The organism is Streptomyces canus, from assembly GCF_001514145.1.
GTDB classification, from domain to species: domain Bacteria; phylum Actinomycetota; class Actinomycetes; order Streptomycetales; family Streptomycetaceae; genus Streptomyces; species Streptomyces canus.
In genome coordinates, this window is record NZ_KQ948660.1 from 480,940 (window position 1) to 498,279 (window position 17,340).

The 17,340-nt window shown below is 69.9% G+C and carries 15 protein-coding genes and 1 riboswitch; of the genes, 7 read left to right on the top strand and 8 right to left on the bottom strand.

Features of this window, described 5'->3' with window-relative positions:
- Positions 1 to 360: 360 nt before the first annotated feature.
- The 4 genes from groL to thrC form a co-directional block, all read right to left on the bottom strand.
- Complete coding sequence (gene groL, locus AQJ46_RS19015; RefSeq protein ID WP_057608613.1) at positions 361 to 1,986, bottom strand: chaperonin GroEL; 1,626 nt, start codon at positions 1,984 to 1,986, stop codon at positions 361 to 363.
- A gap of 822 nt (positions 1,987 to 2,808) precedes the next feature.
- Positions 2,809 to 3,015 carry a cold-shock protein gene (locus AQJ46_RS19020; RefSeq protein ID WP_007382895.1) on the bottom strand — a complete coding sequence of 69 codons (207 nt, stop codon included), beginning with the start codon at positions 3,013 to 3,015 and terminating at the stop codon, positions 2,809 to 2,811.
- Positions 3,016 to 3,458: 443 nt separating this feature from the next.
- On the bottom strand, positions 3,459 to 3,734 hold the full coding sequence (locus tag AQJ46_RS19025) for a ubiquitin-like small modifier protein 1 (protein WP_057608614.1): 276 nt from the start codon (positions 3,732 to 3,734) through the stop codon (positions 3,459 to 3,461).
- A 47-nt stretch (positions 3,735 to 3,781) separates the two neighbouring features.
- Complete coding sequence (gene thrC, locus AQJ46_RS19030) at positions 3,782 to 5,065, bottom strand: threonine synthase (RefSeq protein WP_057608615.1); 1,284 nt, start codon at positions 5,063 to 5,065, stop codon at positions 3,782 to 3,784.
- Between the two features lie 17 nt (positions 5,066 to 5,082).
- A riboswitch (SAM riboswitch) is annotated at positions 5,083 to 5,241 on the bottom strand.
- Between the two features lie 137 nt (positions 5,242 to 5,378).
- Here thrC and AQJ46_RS19035 point away from each other — a divergent pair.
- From AQJ46_RS19035 to otsB, 3 genes are all read left to right on the top strand, one after another.
- Positions 5,379 to 6,323, top strand: a complete 945-nt coding sequence (locus tag AQJ46_RS19035; RefSeq protein ID WP_059206712.1) for a glucosyl-3-phosphoglycerate synthase — start codon at positions 5,379 to 5,381, stop codon at positions 6,321 to 6,323.
- A gap of 95 nt (positions 6,324 to 6,418) precedes the next feature.
- Entirely contained in the window at positions 6,419 to 7,825 is a 1,407-nt protein-coding gene (locus tag AQJ46_RS19040; protein WP_059206713.1) for an alpha,alpha-trehalose-phosphate synthase (UDP-forming), read from the top strand.
- Between the two features lie 195 nt (positions 7,826 to 8,020).
- Complete coding sequence (gene otsB / locus AQJ46_RS19045) at positions 8,021 to 8,863, top strand: trehalose-phosphatase (protein WP_059206714.1); 843 nt, start codon at positions 8,021 to 8,023, stop codon at positions 8,861 to 8,863.
- A gap of 17 nt (positions 8,864 to 8,880) precedes the next feature.
- Here otsB and AQJ46_RS19050 read toward each other — a convergent pair whose 3' ends face one another.
- Positions 8,881 to 9,114 carry a DUF3263 domain-containing protein gene (locus AQJ46_RS19050; protein WP_059206715.1) on the bottom strand — a complete coding sequence of 78 codons (234 nt, stop codon included), beginning with the start codon at positions 9,112 to 9,114 and terminating at the stop codon, positions 8,881 to 8,883.
- Positions 9,115 to 9,147: 33 nt separating this feature from the next.
- Entirely contained in the window at positions 9,148 to 10,404 is a 1,257-nt protein-coding gene (locus AQJ46_RS19055; protein WP_079072339.1) for an extracellular solute-binding protein, read from the bottom strand.
- A gap of 120 nt (positions 10,405 to 10,524) precedes the next feature.
- Here AQJ46_RS19055 and AQJ46_RS19060 point away from each other — a divergent pair, with 120 nt between their 5' ends.
- The 3 genes from AQJ46_RS19060 to AQJ46_RS19070 all read left to right on the top strand — a co-directional run bounded on the left by AQJ46_RS19060 (position 10,525) and on the right by AQJ46_RS19070 (position 13,688).
- Positions 10,525 to 11,469: an ROK family protein gene (locus AQJ46_RS19060; RefSeq protein ID WP_059206716.1), complete on the top strand. Its 945-nt coding sequence runs from the start codon at positions 10,525 to 10,527 to the stop codon at positions 11,467 to 11,469.
- A gap of 80 nt (positions 11,470 to 11,549) precedes the next feature.
- Positions 11,550 to 12,680 carry an N-acetylglucosamine-6-phosphate deacetylase gene (gene nagA / locus AQJ46_RS19065; protein WP_059206717.1) on the top strand — a complete coding sequence of 377 codons (1,131 nt, stop codon included), beginning with the start codon at positions 11,550 to 11,552 and terminating at the stop codon, positions 12,678 to 12,680.
- A 78-nt stretch (positions 12,681 to 12,758) separates the two neighbouring features.
- Positions 12,759 to 13,688: a 1-phosphofructokinase family hexose kinase gene (locus AQJ46_RS19070; protein WP_059206718.1), complete on the top strand. Its 930-nt coding sequence runs from the start codon at positions 12,759 to 12,761 to the stop codon at positions 13,686 to 13,688.
- Positions 13,689 to 13,691: 3 nt separating this feature from the next.
- Here the strand turns inward: AQJ46_RS19070 and AQJ46_RS19075 are convergent, their stop codons facing one another.
- Both AQJ46_RS19075 and cdgB read right to left on the bottom strand, forming a co-directional pair.
- A complete protein-coding gene (locus AQJ46_RS19075) occupies positions 13,692 to 14,642 on the bottom strand; it encodes a CBM35 domain-containing protein (RefSeq protein WP_059206719.1) in 951 nt (316 codons plus the stop codon).
- 121 nt (positions 14,643 to 14,763) lie between these two features.
- Positions 14,764 to 16,422 (bottom strand): diguanylate cyclase CdgB, encoded by a 1,659-nt coding sequence (cdgB, locus tag AQJ46_RS19080; protein ID WP_057608626.1) that lies wholly within the window; start codon positions 16,420 to 16,422, stop codon positions 14,764 to 14,766.
- A gap of 339 nt (positions 16,423 to 16,761) precedes the next feature.
- Between cdgB and AQJ46_RS19085 the strand changes: the two genes are divergently transcribed.
- Complete coding sequence (locus AQJ46_RS19085) at positions 16,762 to 17,337, top strand: flavin reductase family protein (RefSeq protein ID WP_079072340.1); 576 nt, start codon at positions 16,762 to 16,764, stop codon at positions 17,335 to 17,337.
- Positions 17,338 to 17,340: the final 3 nt, after the last annotated feature.

The following is a 17,340-nucleotide window of genomic DNA, read 5'->3' on the forward strand; positions in this document are numbered from 1 at the left end:
GTATGTGCATGCGCATGGACACTACCCAGGTGCCAACCGCCTCATCCGGCTCAGGATTTCCCGGTGGGCTGTGACTCCGGCCACGCATGAAGGCCACGCATGAAAGAAGCCCGCCCCACCATCGTGGGACGGGCTTCATGTCGAGCGCCGGGCAGGCCTTGCACCTGCATCTCCCCGCAGGAAGCGGGGCGTCTTTCCTTGGACCACCAACGCGTAGTCGACCGACGGGAGTTCACGTCGAGCGGCTCGTGATCAAGCATAGCGCAGGAAAAGACCGGGGGCGGCCACCCCCTGTTTCCAGGAAGTGCCGCCCCCGGGAAGGACGTTGATCAACCGTCAGGCCTGGCGGCCGGGGGTCGATCAGAAGTCCATGTCACCGCCCGGCATGCCGCCGCCGGCCGGGGCAGCGCCCGCCTTCTCCGGCTTGTCGGCGATGACGGCCTCGGTGGTGAGGAACAGCGCGGCGATGGAGGCGGCGTTCTGCAGGGCAGAGCGCGTGACCTTCGCCGGGTCGATGATGCCTTCGGCGATCATGTCGACGTACTCACCGGTCGCGGCGTTCAGGCCGTGGCCGACAGGCAGGTTGCGCACCTTCTCGACGATGACGCCACCCTCGAGACCACCGTTGACGGCGATCTGCTTGAGCGGGGCCTCCAGGGCCAGCTTCACGGCGTTGGCGCCGGTCAGCTCGTCACCCTCGAGGTCCAGCTTCTCGAAGACCGAGGAGGCCTGGATGAGGGCCACGCCACCACCGGCGACGATGCCCTCCTCGACGGCCGCCTTCGCGTTGCGAACGGCGTCCTCGATGCGGTGCTTGCGCTCCTTGAGCTCGACCTCGGTCGCGGCACCGGCCTTGATGACGGCGACGCCACCGGCGAGCTTCGCCAGGCGCTCCTGGAGCTTCTCGCGGTCGTAGTCCGAGTCGCTGTTCTCGATCTCGGCGCGGATCTGGTTGACGCGACCGTTGACCTGGTCGGACGAACCGGCACCGTCGACGATGGTGGTCTCGTCCTTGGTGATGACGACCTTGCGGGCGCGGCCCAGGAGGTCCAGGGTCGCGTTCTCCAGCTTGAGGCCGACCTCCTCGGAGATGACCTCGCCGCCCGTGAGGATGGCGATGTCGCCGAGCATGGCCTTGCGGCGGTCACCGAAGCCCGGGGCCTTGACGGCGACGGACTTGAAGGTGCCACGGATCTTGTTGACGACCAGGGTCGACAGGGCCTCGCCCTCGACGTCCTCGGCGATGATCAGCAGCGGCTTGCCCGACTGCATGACCTTCTCCAGGAGCGGAAGCAGGTCCTTGACGGAGCCGATCTTGGAGTTGGCGATGAGGATGTAGGGGTCGTCGAGCGACGCCTCCATCCGCTCCATGTCGGTGGCGAAGTACGCCGAGATGTAGCCCTTGTCGAAGCGCATACCCTCGGTGAGCTCCAGCTCCAGACCGAAGGTCTGGGACTCCTCGACGGTGATGACGCCTTCCTTGCCGACCTTGTCCATCGCCTCGGCGATGAGCTCGCCGATCTGGGTGTCGGCGGCGGAGATGGAGGCCGTGGAGGCGATCTGCTCCTTGGTCTCGACATCCTTGGCCTGCTCGAGCAGGGCGGCGGAGACGGCCTCGACGGCCTTCTCGATACCGCGCTTGAGGGCCATGGGGTTGGCGCCGGCGGCTACGTTGCGCAGGCCTTCCTTGACCAGGGCCTGGGCGAGCACGGTCGCGGTGGTCGTACCGTCGCCGGCGACGTCGTCCGTCTTCTTGGCGACTTCCTTGACCAGCTCGGCGCCGATCTTCTCGTACGGGTCCTCGAGCTCGATCTCCTTGGCGATGGAGACACCATCGTTGGTGATCGTGGGGGCGCCCCACTTCTTCTCGAGGACGACGTTGCGGCCCTTGGGGCCGAGCGTCACCTTGACGGCGTCCGCGAGCTGGTTCATGCCGCGCTCGAGGCCGCGCCGCGCCTCCTCGTCGAACGCGATGATCTTGGCCATGTGAAGTGGTCCCTCCAGGACTGGGGGTGATTCCTTCGGACCGCGCCCGCGCCCGCGACGGACGGCTCGCCAGCCCGTGGATCCTTGCCCCACAAGGCCTGCGGGCCTCACCGACCCGGTCCATCTTTGTCACTCTCACCTTCAGAGTGCTAACGCCAATGATTAGCACTCGGCATGGTCGAGTGCAAGCGCCTCTCGGGTATCGGGCAGGACGCCGAGCAACAGACACGCCTCGCTACCGGCCCGTACGGACTGGCCGACACCACGGCGTCCGGGCCCCGCGGGGCCGTACCGGCACGGCGCCGTGCCGGCCGTCCGGGCCCCACCCGGGGTGCTTTCCCGGGGCCCGTCGGGCGACAGCACCGTCTCACTACCCGCCCCTACGGCCCACCGACGCGCCCGCATCCGGGCGCAACCGCGCCGTACCAGCGCCGCACACGACGACCCGGCCGCCCCGCCGGCGATGCGGTAGTCCCGCCTCCCTGCCGGCCCATACGGCCGACCGACGCCAGGTGTCCCGGCACCACTGGCCATGTCGGCGCCGTACACGACGGCCTGCCGGGCCTCACCCGGGGCGCCCTCCCGGGGCCCAGCCGCCAACGGGGTAGTCCCGCATGGCGGCGCCGAGCACCTGCCGGCCCGATCACGGCCGGGGCGACCCGCAGCGGACACGAACCCCGCTCAGCCCCAGCACTCGACGGAACACCGGCCCGCTTCGGCGTCCCGGGCATGCCGAAGGGCCCGTACCCCATGACTCCCTATGGGGGACGAGCCCTTCGAAGAAGAACAGAAGAACGACGCTGTTGTTACCCGGCGCGTGCTTCAGCCGGTCGCCAGGCGAACCATGTCCGCCTGCGGCCCCTTCTGACCTTGCGAGATCTCGAACTCGACCCGCTGGCCCTCTTCAAGGGTGCGGTAGCCGTCCATCTGAATCGCGCTGTAGTGGACGAATACATCCGCACCACCGTCGACCGCGATGAAGCCGTACCCCTTCTCCGCGTTGAACCACTTGACGGTGCCCTGAGCCATGCCTAACTCCCCTATTACTGGCCCTTGCACGGATCCACACTTCGTGGATCCGGGTCAGACCTCACCCCCCACATGGTTGGGGGCGTGCGCCGGAACGCGTCGACCGCGGCTGAATGTATCTGTCCAACTGCCGTCTGCAACAGGTCAATCGGACGAGAATTCTGGACGGAAGGGGTCCGGAATGTAGTGAGAATTCGCCTGAATTCGGGGCAAGTCGGGCCCCATAAAAGACACATAAGGCACTTAAGACGCGCACACTTTGGCTACTTCTCATCGCATGTGGAGCGAGAACTCATATGCACGCGGCAAGAAGAAAGCCGCTGCTTCCCCAACTGTACCGCGCTCAACCATAGAGAATTGCCCCCTCCGCTTCTCAAGCGGAGGGGGCAATCCGATGAACACTCGGTAATTACCGTTACCGAAGGTAATGACCAGTCATACGGTCACCCGCCGGCGACCGCCGGAATGATCGAGACGCCGGCCCCGTCGGGCGTCGCCGTCTCCAGCCCCTGCTCGAACCGCACATCGTCGTCGTTGACGTACACATTGACGAACCGCCGCAGCTTGCCCTGGTCGTCGAGAACGCGCGCGGCGATACCGGTGTGGTTCTTCTCCAGATCGGCGATGACGTCGGCGAGGGTCGCACCCTCGGCCTGCACCTCGGCCTGCCCGCCGGTGTAGGTGCGCAGGATGGTGGGGATACGGACGGAAACGCTCATGTTTCAGGACCTCCGGTCGGGGTGAGGGCTCTCAGGGGCTGCGGCGACTATGCGAGGCCGGCCTCGCGGAACGAATCCAGGTTGGGGCGGATCGTGGCGGTGAGACCCGTACCCGCCACCGCGTCCAGCGTCTTCAGACCGTCACCGGTGTTCAGCACGACGGTCGTCAGCGAGGGATCCAGCAGACCGTTCTCGATCAGCTTCTTCGCCACGCCGACGGTCACGCCACCGGCGGTCTCCGCGAAGATCCCCTCGGTCCGCGCGAGCAGCTTGATCGCGTCGACGACCTGCTCGTCGTTCACGTCCTCCACCGCACCACCGGTACGACGCGCGATGTCCAGCACATACGGACCGTCCGCCGGGTTCCCGATCGCGAGGGACTTGGCGATGGTGTTCGGCTTCTGGGGCCGGACCACGTCGTGGCCCGCCTTGTACGCGACCGACACCGGCGAGCACCCCTCGGCCTGCGCACCGAAGATCTTGTACGGCTTGTCCTCGACGAGCCCGAGCTTGATCAGCTCCTGCAGACCCTTGTCGATCTTCGTGAGCTGCGAGCCGGAGGCGATCGGCACGACCAGCTGGTCGGGGAGCTGCCAGCCCAGCTGCTCGCAGATCTCGTACGCCAGGGTCTTGGACCCCTCCGCGTAGTACGGCCGCAGGTTGACGTTGACGAAACCCCAGCCCTCGCCGGCCGGGTCGCCGATCAGCTCGGAGCAGAAGCGGTTCACGTCGTCGTAGTTGCCCTCGATGCCGACGAGCTCGCCGCCGTAGATCGCGGCCATGACGATCTTGCCCTGCTCCAGGTCGTGCGGGATGAACACGCAGGAACGGAAGCCGGCCCGGGCCGCGGCGGCACCCACGGCGCCGGCGAGGTTGCCGGTGGAGGAGCAGGAGAGGGTGGTGAAGTCGAAGGCGCGAGCGGCCTCGATGGCCTGCGCGACGACCCGGTCCTTGAAGGAGTGCGTCGGGTTGCCGGAGTCGTCCTTCACGAAGAGCTTGCCGGCGTCGACACCCAGCTCGCGCGCGAGGTTGTCGGCCTTGACGAGCTTGGTCCAGCCGGGGTTGATGTTCGGCTTGTCCGCCACGTCCGCGGGGACGGGCAGCAGCGGGGCGTAGCGCCAGATGTTCGCGGGTCCCGCCTCGATCTGCTTGCGGAGCTCCTCGGTGTCGTAGGCCGAGAAGTCGTACGCGATCTCGAGCGGGCCGAAACACTCCTCGCAGGCGAAGACCGGACCGAGCGGGACGCGGTGGCCGCATTCGCGGCAGCTCAGCGCCGCGGCGGGACCAAGGTCGACGGAGTTCGTGGTGCTTGCAACAGTCTGCACAGCCATGGAGGCGAGGCCCTTTCTCCTCATCTTCCTCACGACGCATCTCGCCGTGAGACGGATTTGGCACCTTCCCGAGTCGGGAGCCTCGCGGAAACGATCGTCAGCGATCGCTACGAGAACCGACTGGAGGGTTGCCGGGGCTTCATCGGGCCGTATCCCTCTGCCCCTCTGGATGAGCGGTATGAAGTTGTGAACAGCGGGCCACCCAGGACATGCGATGGTCATCCGCGTTGTTCAAGACTGTAACCGACGGCCAGGACAGTTGAGAGAGACGTCCGAACCGCGAGATGGATCAAAGGCAGAGGAGCCGCGCACTGTGCTGAACGAAGTCGAGCGCTGGCTGGCCACGCGTTCCTGGTCCGTGACCGATCGCCCGCTGCACCGGATCATGGCGGCGAAGCGGAGCACGGGCCGGACGGTCAGTGTTGTCCTGCCCGCGCTCAACGAGGAGGAGACGGTCGGTGACATCGTCGCCGTGATCCGTCATGACCTCATGCAGCAGGTCCCGCTCGTCGACGAGATCGTCGTCGTCGACTCGGGATCGACCGACCGCACGTCCGAGGTCGCCGCCGCGGCCGGTGCGCGGGTCGTCCACCGCGACGACATCCTCCCGCGCATACCCGCCGTGCCCGGCAAGGGCGAGGTCCTGTGGCGTTCCCTGCTCGCCACCTCAGGGGACATCGTCTGTTTCATCGACGCGGACCTGAAGGAGTTCTCCTCGGACTTCGTCTCCGGCATCGTCGGCCCGCTGCTCACCGACCCCGAGGTCGACCTGGTCAAGGGCATGTACGACCGTCCCCTGGGCGGCGCCGCCGGGCAGGGCGGCCGGGTCACCGAGCTCATGGCACGCCCGCTGCTGAACATGCACTGGCCGCAGCTGGCCGGTTTCGTGCAGCCGCTGGGCGGCGAGTACGCGGCCCGGCGCTCGTTGCTGGAACAGCTCCCGTTCCCCGTCGGCTACGGCGTCGAGCTGGGCATGCTGGTGGACGCCCTGCACCTGGTGGGCCTGGACGCGCTCGCCCAGGTGGACGTCGGGGTGCGCAAGCACCGTCACCAGGACGGGCAGGCCCTGGGCCGGATGTCCGCCGCGATCTACCGCACCGCCCAGCTGAGGCTGGCCCGCGGCCATATGATCCGGCCCTCCCTCACCCAGTTCGAGCGGGGCCGGGACGGCTTCGAGCCGCGCACGTACTCCGTGGACACGGAGGAGCGGCCGCCGATGGTGGAGATCGCGGAGTACGCGAAGCGTAAGGTCGCGTGACGGACCGGGTGACAGAACGGGGCGTTCCGTATACGTCCGCGCACTGTGCGCAACCGTACGTTTGAGCGTTTCCGGGCCGGGCTAGGTTGAGGCGTATGGCTTCCACGTCTTCCGTGCAGGGTGCTGCCCAGGTGCTGGTCGCGTCCAACCGCGGCCCGGTCTCGTACGAGATCCAGGAGGACGGTTCGCTGAGCCCCAAACGGGGTGGCGGCGGACTGGTCTCAGGTCTTTCGGCGATCGGTCCGGAGGCGGGCGCGCTGTGGGTGTGCTCGGCGCTGTCCGACGGCGACCGCGAGGCGGTACGGCAGGGGGTCGGCGAGGACGGCGTCCGCATGCTCGCCATCCCGGCCGATGTGCACGCGGACGCGTACAACGGCATCGCGAACTCGGTCCTCTGGTTCGTCCACCATCTCCTCTACCAGACCCCCCTGGAGCCGGCCTTCGACGCGGAGTTCCGGCGGCAGTGGGGGTCGTACGAGACGTACAACCGTGCCTTCGCCAAGGCGCTCGCCGAGGAGGCGGGCGAGGGGGCGGCGGTCCTGGTCCAGGACTACCACCTGTGTCTGGTGCCGGGGATGCTCCGCGAGCTCCGTCCCGACCTGCGCATCTCCCACTTCTCGCACACGCCGTGGGCGCCGGTGGACTACTTCCGGATGCTGCCGGACGACATCGCGGGCCAGGTCCTTCGGGGCATGCTGGGCGCCGACCGGCTCGGCTTCCTCACCCGCCGCTGGGCGGACGCCTTCACGGCCTGCTCCACGGAGTTCGCGGACGGGCTCGGGGAAACCCGGATCGGGGTGCACGGGCTGGGCGCGGACGCGGACTTCCTGCGCGCCCGCTCCCACGAGGCCGACGTCGAGGAGCGCATCGTCGCCCTGCGCGAGGAGATCGGCGCGGGCCGCAAGACGATCGTCCGTGTCGACCGCACCGAACTGTCGAAGAACATCGTGCGCGGCCTGCTCTCCTACCGGCGGCTGCTGGAGTCGCGGCCCGAGTGGCGGGAGCGGGTCGTGCACGTGGCGTTCGCCTATCCGTCGCGGCAGGACCTGGCGGTGTACCGGGACTACACGGCCGAGGTGCAGCGGGTGGCGGACGAGATCAACTCCCAGTACGCGACGCCGGGTTGGACCCCGGTCGTGCTGCACGTCAAGGACGACTTCGCGCGCTCGCTTGCCGCGTACCGGCTGGCCGACGTGGCGCTGGTCAACCCCATCCGGGACGGCATGAACCTGGTCGCGAAGGAGGTGCCACTGGTGTCCGACGAGGGCTGCGCGCTGGTCCTGTCGCGGGAGGCCGGGGCGTACGAGGAGCTCGGTGACGACGCGATCGTGGTGAACCCGTACGACGTGGAGCAGACGGCGGAGGCCCTGCACGAGGCCCTGACGATGCCGGCCCACGAACGGGCCGAACGAGCGAAGCGGCTCGCGGCGGCGGCGACGGCGCTGCCGCCGGCGCAGTGGTTCCTGGATCAGTTGAACGCGCTGAAGGCGGTGGGAGGGTGATCGCGGTGGGCGGGTGACCCCGGCGAGCGGCTGAGCGACTGCGCCGGTCAGGCGACTGGCCGACCGTGCCAACCCAGCCGGCCCCCTGTCCACCCCGCCCCCGGCCGGACGCGGCCACAGACCGACCGGCCACTGGGCAAGGCCCCGACTGCCCTGACTTCCCCGACTGCCGACCCACCCCGCGGAGAGGTACCCATGAGCAGCCACACCGACCCCGGCTCCCTGCCGAGCCCGGCGACGCCCGTCGGGCGGGACGGACTGCGCGCGCTCCTCGCGGAGCCGCAGCGGGCGGTCGTCGGGCTCGACTTCGACGGGACGCTGGCGCCGATCGTGGCGGACCCGGAGCGGGCGCGGGCGCACCCCGAGGCGGTGGCCGTCCTCGCCGCCCTGGCACCGAAGGTGGCCTCCGTCGCGGTGATCACCGGCCGCCCGGCCGAGATCGCGGTCCGCTACGGCGGCTTCGCTGGCGTCCCCGGCCTGGAGCACCTGACGGTCCTCGGCCACTACGGCGCGGAACGCTGGGACGCGGTGACGGGCGAGGTCACCGCACCCGAACCGCACCCGGGCGTGGCCGCTGTCCGTGCCGAGCTGCCGGAGCTCCTCGACAAGACCGGCGCCTGGATCGAGGAGAAGGGCGGCCGGGCAGTGGCCGTCCACACCCGCCGGGCCCCTGACCCCCAGGCCGCCTTCGACGCGCTGCGCGCCCCGCTCACCGAGCTGGCCGGCCGGCACGGCCTGATCGTCGAACCGGGCCGCCTGGTCCTGGAGCTGCGTCCGCCGGGCATGGACAAGGGCGTGGCCCTGCTCACCCACGTCCGCGAACTGTCCGCCACGTCCGTCCTCTACGGCGGTGACGACCTGGGTGACCTCCCGGCCTTCTCCGCGGTCGACGACCTCCGCAGCGCCGGCACCCCCGGTCTCCTGGTGTGCAGCGGCAGCGACGAGGTGACGGAACTGCGTAAACGGGCGGACCTGGTGGTGGACGGCCCGGGCGGCGTGGTGAGCCTGCTGCGCGCCCTGGCGGAACGACTCACCTGACCCTCACCCGACCACTCTCAGCGTTCCTGCCGCCGCGCCTCCCGGACCCGGCGCAGGCGGTTCACCGTCACGGGGTCGAGGGCCAGGGCGCGCTCGTCGTCCAGCAGGGCGTTCAGCAGCTGGTAGTAGCGGACCGGTGCCAGCCCCAGCTCCTCCCGTATCGCCCGCTCCTTGGCGCCGGGCCCCGGGAAGCCGCGGCGCTCCAGGGCGAGGATGTCCCGCTCCCTGCGGTCCAGCTCCGGATGCTCCATGCCCGGAACCGTAACGCCCGCCACTGACAGCGACTACTCCGCCTTCTGCGCGGTCAGCTGCAGGGCGCGCAGCACCTCCGAAGGGCTCCCGCCCGGACTCACCGCCGACCCGATCCGCTCCTTCACGGCCGCGCTGACCGAGGCCCAGGACGTCTTGCCCACCGGAGGCAGCTCGGAGTCGGGCAGCGCGTCGAGGAAGGGCTTGAGGTCGGCGTCCCGGGAGGCCCGGCTCATGACCGAGGACGCGGAGTTGGTCACCGGCAGCAGGTCGTATTCGCGGGAGAACGCGAGCACGTTCTTCTCGCTGTACACGAAGTCGAGGAAGTCGCCGACCTGCTCGGCGTGCCCGTTCTGCTTGAAGGCCATCATCCAGTCGGCGACGCCCATGGAGTTCTTGGTCTCCCCGTGGGCCCCGGGCATGGGCACCATCCCGAACTTCAGCCCCTTCGCGGCGGCGGTCTTCATCAGCGAGGGATGCCCGTTGAGCATGCCGACATCGCCGGCGGCGAACGCCGAGAACGCGGCGGCCCGGTTGAGGTTCTCGGGCGCGACCGGCCCGGTCAGCCCCTTGCCGACGAGGTCGTCCTTGAGCCAGGTCAGCGTCGTGACGTTCTCGCCGGAGTCGATGCCGTAGGTCCCGACCGAGTCGACGTACCCGCCGCCCCCGCTCAGCAGCCACTGCATGGTCTCGGCCTGCGCCTCCTCAGGACCGAGGGGCAGCGCGTACGGGTACTTCACGCCGTCCGCCTTGAGCGCCTCGGCATCCGCGGCGAGCTGCTTCCACGTCGTCGGCGGGGTGAGTCCGGCGTCGGCGAAGAGGGTCTTGTTGTAGAAGAGCAGCCGGGTGGACGCGGCGAAGGGCATGCCGTACTGCATCCCGTTGATCCGCCCCGCCGAGGCCAGCTGCGCGACGAAGTCCGCCTGCTCCCGGATCCCGATCAGGTCGTCGGCCTTGTACAGCAGCCCCTTGTCCGCGTAGTCGGCGTACGCGCCGATCTGCGCCATGTCGGGTGCCTTCCCGGCGTCGACCAGCTCCTTGACCTTGCGGTCCACGTCGGTCCAGGAGTACACGCTGACGTCGATCTTCACGCCGGAGTGCTCGGCCTCGTACTCCTTGACGAGCTTGTCCCAGTACTTCTGGGAGCTGTTGGCCGAGCTGTCGCCGTAGTCGGCGGCGACCAGCCTCAGCGTCACCTCGTCGGACCCGCTCCCCAGCCCGCAGCCGCCGAGGACCGCCGTCATGCCCAGCGCGGACACCGCCGCGATCGTTCCCGTCCTACGCCGCCACACCGACAACCGCCCCACACTCACGTTCGAAACTTTCGAAAAGTCATACATATCTCAGCCGTAAGGTCTACACCACGAGAGTGGACTAGACCTCTTGCGGGTCAAAGGGTCACACTGTCTTCTGTGAGACATGTCATCGCCCTCGACGTGGGCGGCACCGGGATGAAGGCGGCCTTGGTCGGCGCGGGCGGCGAGCTCCTGCACCAGGCCCGCCGGGCGACCGGCCGCGATCGCGGCCCCGACGCGGTCGTCGACGGCATCCTCGACTTCGCCGCCGAGCTGCGCGCGTACGGCATCGAGCACCTCGGCGCCCCCGCGCTCGCGGCCGGCGTCGCCGTGCCCGGCATCGTCGACGAGGAGCGGGGCATCGCGGCCTACTCCGCCAACCTGGGCTGGCGGGACCTCCCGCTGCGCGGGCTGCTCACCGACCGCCTCGGGGGCGTCCCGGTCGCCCTCGGCCACGACGTCCGCACCGGCGGCCTCGCGGAGGGCCGCATCGGCGCGGGCAAGGGCGCCGACCGCTTCCTCTTCGTTCCGCTGGGCACCGGCATCGCGGGCGCGATCGGCATCGCGGGGCGGGTAGAGTGGGGCGCCCACGGCTTCGCGGGCGAGATCGGCCACATCGTCGTACGCCCCGGCGGCACGCCCTGCCCGTGCGGCCAGCGGGGCTGCCTGGAGCGGTACGCCTCCGCGGCGGCGGTCAGCGAGGCCTGGGCCTCGGTCACCGGGAACCCGGACGCGGACGCGGCGGACTGCGCGAAGGCGGTGGACGGTGGGGACCCGAAGGCCCGGGAGGTCTGGCAGCACGCCGTGGACGCCCTGGCCGACGGCCTGGTCACGGCCCTCACCCTCCTGGACCCCCGCACCCTGATCATCGGTGGCGGCCTGGCGGAGGCGGGGGACACCTTGTTCACACCCCTGCGGGAGGCGGTCCGGCAACGGGTCACCTTCCAGAAACTGCCGACGATCGTCCCCGCAGCCCTGGGCGACACGGCGGGATGCCTCGGTGCAGGCCTACTGGCCTGGGATCTCCTCGACACGACGAACAGTTCGGAGGCAACTCGCTGATGGCAACCTCCCTAGGGGCGCGGGGAACTGCGCGACCAGCCACGACGAACCGGCACCCCGCAGCATCCGGAACCCCCCTGGTGCTCTCCGGCGCCGACGTGGTCCTGCCCACCGGAACGGTCAAGAACGGCCAAGTTGTCATCGAAGGCACCCGAATCACTCGCACTGCCCCGGAGAACGCCCAGGTCATCGACGTAACCAACCACTGGCTGGTCCCCGGCTTCGTCGACATCCACAACCACGGCGGCGGCGGAGCCTCGTTCACCTCAGGCACCGCAGACGACGTGGTCACCGGCATCCGCACCCACCGGAACCACGGCACCACCACCCTCGTCGCCTCCACCGTCACCGGCGACATGGACTTCCTCGCCCAGCGAGCCGGCCTGCTGAGCGAACTCGCCGAGCAGGGCGACATCGCCGGCATCCACTTCGAGGGCCCGTTCATCTCCCCCTGCCGCAAGGGCGCGCACTCGGAGAACCTTCTGCGCCACCCCGACCCCGCGGAGGTCCGCAAGCTGGTCGACGCGGCTCGCGGACAGGCGAAGATGGTCACGCTCGCCACCGAACTCCCCGGCGGCATCGACTCCGTACGGCTCCTCGCCGAGCAGGGCGTCATCGCGGCGATCGGGCACACGGACGCGACGTACGAGCAGACCGTCGAGGCCATCGACGCGGGCGCCACCGTGGCCACCCACCTCTTCAACGCGATGCCGCAGATCGGCCACCGAGCCCCCGGCCCCATCGCCGCCCTCCTGGAGGACGAGCGGATCACGGTCGAGCTGATCAACGACGGCACGCATCTGCACCCGGCCGCGCTGCAACTCGCGTTCCACCACGCGGCGGCACACCGCGTCGCGTTCATCACGGACGCCATGGACGCGGCCGGCTTCGGCGACGGCCGTTACCTGCTCGGCCCACTGGAGGTCGAGGTCAGCGAGGGGGTCGCCCGGCTCGTGGAGGGCGGTTCGATCGCGGGATCGACGCTCACCCTGGACCGCGCCTTCAAGCGGGCGGTGACCGTCGACCGGCTGCCCGTCGAGGACGTGGTCGCGGCGATCTCCGCCAACCCGGCCCGTCTGCTGGGCATGTCCGACCGCATCGGCTCCCTGGAGCCCGGCAAGGACGCCGATCTGGTCCTGCTCGACCATCAATTCGACCTCAAGGGCGTCATGCGCCGGGGGGAATGGGTGGTCGATCCCCAACTGGGCTGATGTGTGCCGCTGTTGGGGCCGGTGCAGTCCTGGGAGACTGGACGGGCACATTCTGTCTCTCGGGGGAGGTCGGTCCAGGTGATCCTCACGGTCACACTGAACACCGCTCTCGACATCACCTATCGCGTACGGTCGCTGCGGCCGCACACCAGCCACCGGGTCACCGAGGTCACCGAACGCCCCGGCGGCAAGGGCCTGAACGTGGCCCGGGTGCTGGCCGCGCTCGGCCACGAGGTGACGGTCACCGGCTTCACGGGCGGCGCCACGGGCCGCATGGTCCAGGACCGGCTCACGGCCGTACCGGGCCTGGTGGACGCGCTCGTCCCGGTCACCGGCCCGACCCGGCGCACGATCGCCGTGGTCGACGAGGAGTCCGGCGACACCACCCAGCTCAACGAACCGGGTCCGACGGTGACGCCGGCGGAGTGGTCGGCCTTCCAGGAGGCGTACGAGGATCTCGTCCCGTCCGTCTCGGCGGTGGCCCTGTGCGGGAGCCTGCCGCCGGGGGTGCCGGTGGGGGCCTACGCGGGCCTGATCCGCACGGCGAAGGCGGCCGGGGTGCCGGTCCTGCTGGACACCAGCGGAGAGGCACTGCGCCGCGGGGTCGCCGCCCGCCCGGACATCCTCAAGCCGAACGCCGCCGAACTGTCCGAACTGACCGGCTCCCACGAACCGCAGCGCGCGGCACAGGACGCACGGCGCCGGGGCGCACTCGCGGTGGTGGCCTCCCTGGGCACGCGGGGCCTGCTGGCGGCAACCCCGGAAGGCCGCTGGAGCGCCACGCCCCCGGCCCGTGTCCACGGCAACCCGACGGGCGCCGGCGACTCGCTGGTGGCAGGCCTGCTGTCGGGCCTGGTCGACCAACTCCCCTGGCCGGACCGCCTGACCCGCGCGGTCGCGTTGTCCGCGGCGACGGTACTGGCCCCGGTGGCGGGCGAGTTCGACCGCGCGGCCTACGAGGACCTGCTGGGCCGGGTCACGGTCACCGGGGAAGTCAGCGCGGCGTGACCCCTACTGGTCGACGTTCTCCGTCACGGAGAACGTGTCGAGCAGGGCGTTGCACTTGTTGCCCTGCTGGCACGAGAGCTGAATCGTGTTGGTGCCCTTGGTCAGGGAGACCTGGGCCCACGTCTCCTGCCATTCGTTCGCGGGAAGCCCACCGAAGTTCTTCATGTTCAGCGGCCGGGAGGCGGACTTCCCGTTGACCGTCACCGTCCCGTCGGCATCCTCGGCGGGGAGGCTGTAGCGGACGTAGAGCCGGTAGGTGCCGGCCTTCTTGATGCCGTTGACGGTCCAGGTGACCGAGGCGCCGACCTGGTTGAAGCCCTGGACGTAGACGCCGCCGTCGGACTTGGCGCCCTTCACGTCGGACGCGACGCTCGTGCCGCCCTCCAGGCGCATCGTCTTCGTGTCGGCCTTGGGAAGCTCGGCCGCCTCCTCCGACGAGGTCGACGGGCTCGGCTCGGAGCTCTGCGAAGTGGACGGCGTCGTGGACGCCCCGCTGTCGCCCGCCTTGTCGTTGTCGTCGCCGCCCGCCATCGCGATGCCAATGCCTATGACCACCGCGGCGACCACCGCGATCGCGCCGATCAGCAGGCCCTTGGTGTTGGGGCCACCGCTCCGGCCGCCGCCACCGCTGTAGCCGGGCATGGGCTGCTGGCTGGTGGGGGCGCCGCCCGGGAAGGTCTCGGGGGCGGCGTAGTGGGCGCTGGGCTGGGTGTAGCCGCTCTGGCCCGGCTGCTGCGGGACCTGGCCGTACGGGCCGTTCGGCGCGGCCGGTGCCTGCTGCTGGCCGTACTGCCGCTGGCCGACCGAGCGCGTCCGGTTGACGGAGTTCGGGTAGCCGTAGCCGTAGCCGCCGCCGGACGGCGGCTGGGCGCCGTTGGCCTGGCCGTCGGCGTAGAGGTAGCCGAACGGGTCGTCGTCCTCGGGCGCACTCGCCCCGTTGTTACCGGACGTCATCCCAGGTACTCCTCAAACAGGTCGGCATCGGATGCGATACGGATGGTCAGAATGGCGAGCCTACCCGCTCCTGGTGGCCCAAACGGGTGACTCGGATCGCATCAGCTCGCTGACCTGGGGATCATCCCGCGCGTCTGTGTTGTTTGGGACGAGATCGTTTCTCGACGTACATCCGCTCGTCGGCGGACTTCAACACTTCGTCCGCCGTCATCCCGCAGTGCGCCCAGCCGATGCCGAAGCTGGCACCGACCCGGACGGCCCGTCCCTCGGCACGGATCGGCTGGATGATCTCGCTGCGCAGACGTACGGCGAGGTCGGCGGCGTCGGCCTTGCCGAGCCCGTCGGCGAGGATCACGAACTCGTCGCCGCCGAGCCGGGCCACGGTGTCGCCGTCGCGCACGCACTGGGACAGCCGCCGGGCGACCTCGATGAGCACCGCGTCACCCGCGTTGTGCCCGAACCGGTCGTTGATCGACTTGAAGCCGTCGAGGTCGCAGAAGAGCACCGCGAGCCCCTTGGTGCCGTCGTCGCGCTCGCCCTCGGGGGCGACGGTGTGCACATGGTGGTCGAAGGTGTCGAACGCCTCCGCGCCGACCGGCCGGAAGTCGAAACCGTGGCCGTTCGCGTCGAAGGCGGGGTGGCCGAAGGCCGTGTCGATCGACTCCAGCGCGGCCGTGTGGGTGGAGCGCTGCTGACAGAGCCGGGAGGACAGCCGCGAGCGCAGCTCGGCGGAGTTCGGCAGGCCGGTCAGGGAGTCGTGGGAGGCGCGGTGGGCGAGCTGGAGCTCGCGGCGCTTGCGCTCCTCGATGTCCTCGACGTGGGTGAGCAGGAAGCGCGGCCCGTCGGCGGCGTCGGCGACCACCGAGTTGCGCAGTGACACCCAGACGTACGTGCCGTCCCGGCGCCCGAGGCGGAGCTCCGCGCGCCCGCCTTCCGCGGAGGTCCGCAGCAGGGTGCCTATGTCCTCGGGGTGGACCAGGTCGGAGAAGGAGTAGCGGCGCATCGCGGACGCGGGGCGGCCGAGGAGGCGGCACAGGGCGTCGTTGGTGCGCAGGATCCGGCCGTGCTGGTCGCCGCCCATCTCGGCGATGGCCATGCCGGAGGGGGCGTACTCGAAGGCCTGCCGAAAGCTCTCTTCACTGGCTCTGAGGGCCTGCTGCTCCCTTTCGAGCCTGACCAGTGCACGCTGCATGTTCGACCGCAGACGCGCGTTGCTGATCGCGATGGCGGCCTGGAACGCGTACATCTGGAGCGCTTCGCGTCCCCATGCCCCCGGCCTGCGGCCGTTGCGCGGCCGGTCCACGGAGAGCACGCCGATCAGCTCGCCGCACTGGCCGCCCTGCACGCCCGGCGTGTACATCGGCGCGAACAGCCGGTCGGAGGGGTGCCACTCGTCCTCGAAGCGGGGTGCGGGGCCGTCGGTGTACCACTGCGGGACGTCGTCGTCGTCGAGGACCCAGCCCTCGGTGTGCGGGATGAAGACCAGGTCGCCCCAGGTCTCCCCCATGCTCAGCCGGCGCTCCCAGGACTCACGGGAGCCCACCCGGCCGGTGATCAGCGACTCGGCGGCCTGGTTCCCGGCGAAGGCGGCGACCACGAGGTCGCCGTCGGGGCGCACGAGATTGACGCACGCCAGTTCGTAACCGAGCGCGGTGACCACGCCGTTCGCGACGGTCTGCAGTGTGTCGGCCAGGCTGCGGGCCGTGTTCATGTCGGCCATGACCTGGTGCAGCTGTCGCAGGGACGCAAGACGGACGTACGGCTCCGACTCGCTCTCCATTGCTCGCCCTCCCCCCGAGACCTCGCAGCGAATCAAGGGTTCTCTTCGGCGTATCTTCAGTGCGGCTTCGTTGGTGCGGCTTCGTCGGTACTTCCCCGCCACTGAATCACAGCGCGCTGCCCACTCGGTACACAGGGTCAACAAATACCGCCCCTTGTGACTCAAGTCACAGCGAAAGATGAACAATTGAGTGGGGTTTCTGCGCTTTCCCTGTGCGTTTACTGAACGCAAACTTTGGGCGTTTGTGGACGCCGCGTCCCTCTCCGCCGGTAGACCTAGGTCCCGCCTCGGACGAAGGCCCGATGCGGAGCGCACGGACCGGAGATTAGCGTTTCCGGCGTGCCGAACACTCCCCCCGCCACCGCCCCGATGATCCCTCCGCCCGCTTCCGGGCATGCTGTGGGGGTGAGCAACGACGAGTTCCGCGCCGCCATGGCCCGGCTGGCCGCGGGCGTGGTCCTGGTGACCGCGTTCGAGCCCCCGCTCGACGCCGAGGGCCCCGGGGGCGAGGACGTCGGCATGACGGCCACGGCGTTCCTGTCGGTCTCCCTGGATCCGCCTCTCGTGCTGGTCAGCCTGCGTACGGGCTCCCGCATGGACGATCTGCTCGACGAGCAGCCCCACTGGGCGGTCTCCGTCCTGTCCGAGAGCCAGCGCCACATCGCCGGCCGCTTCGCCATGAAGGGCCGCATCAGCGACCGCCTCCTGTTCGAGGACATCCCCTACGTCCGCGGCGCGGTCACCGGCGCCGCACTGGTGGGCGGCGCCCTCGCCACCCTGGAGTGCCGCACCGAACAGCGCGTGGAGGCCGGCGACCACACCCTGGTGATCGGCCGCGTCCTGACGGCCGACGTGCCGAGCGCGGACGGTGGACCGCTGACCTATTTCCGGGGCAGGTACCGCCAGCTGGGATGAATT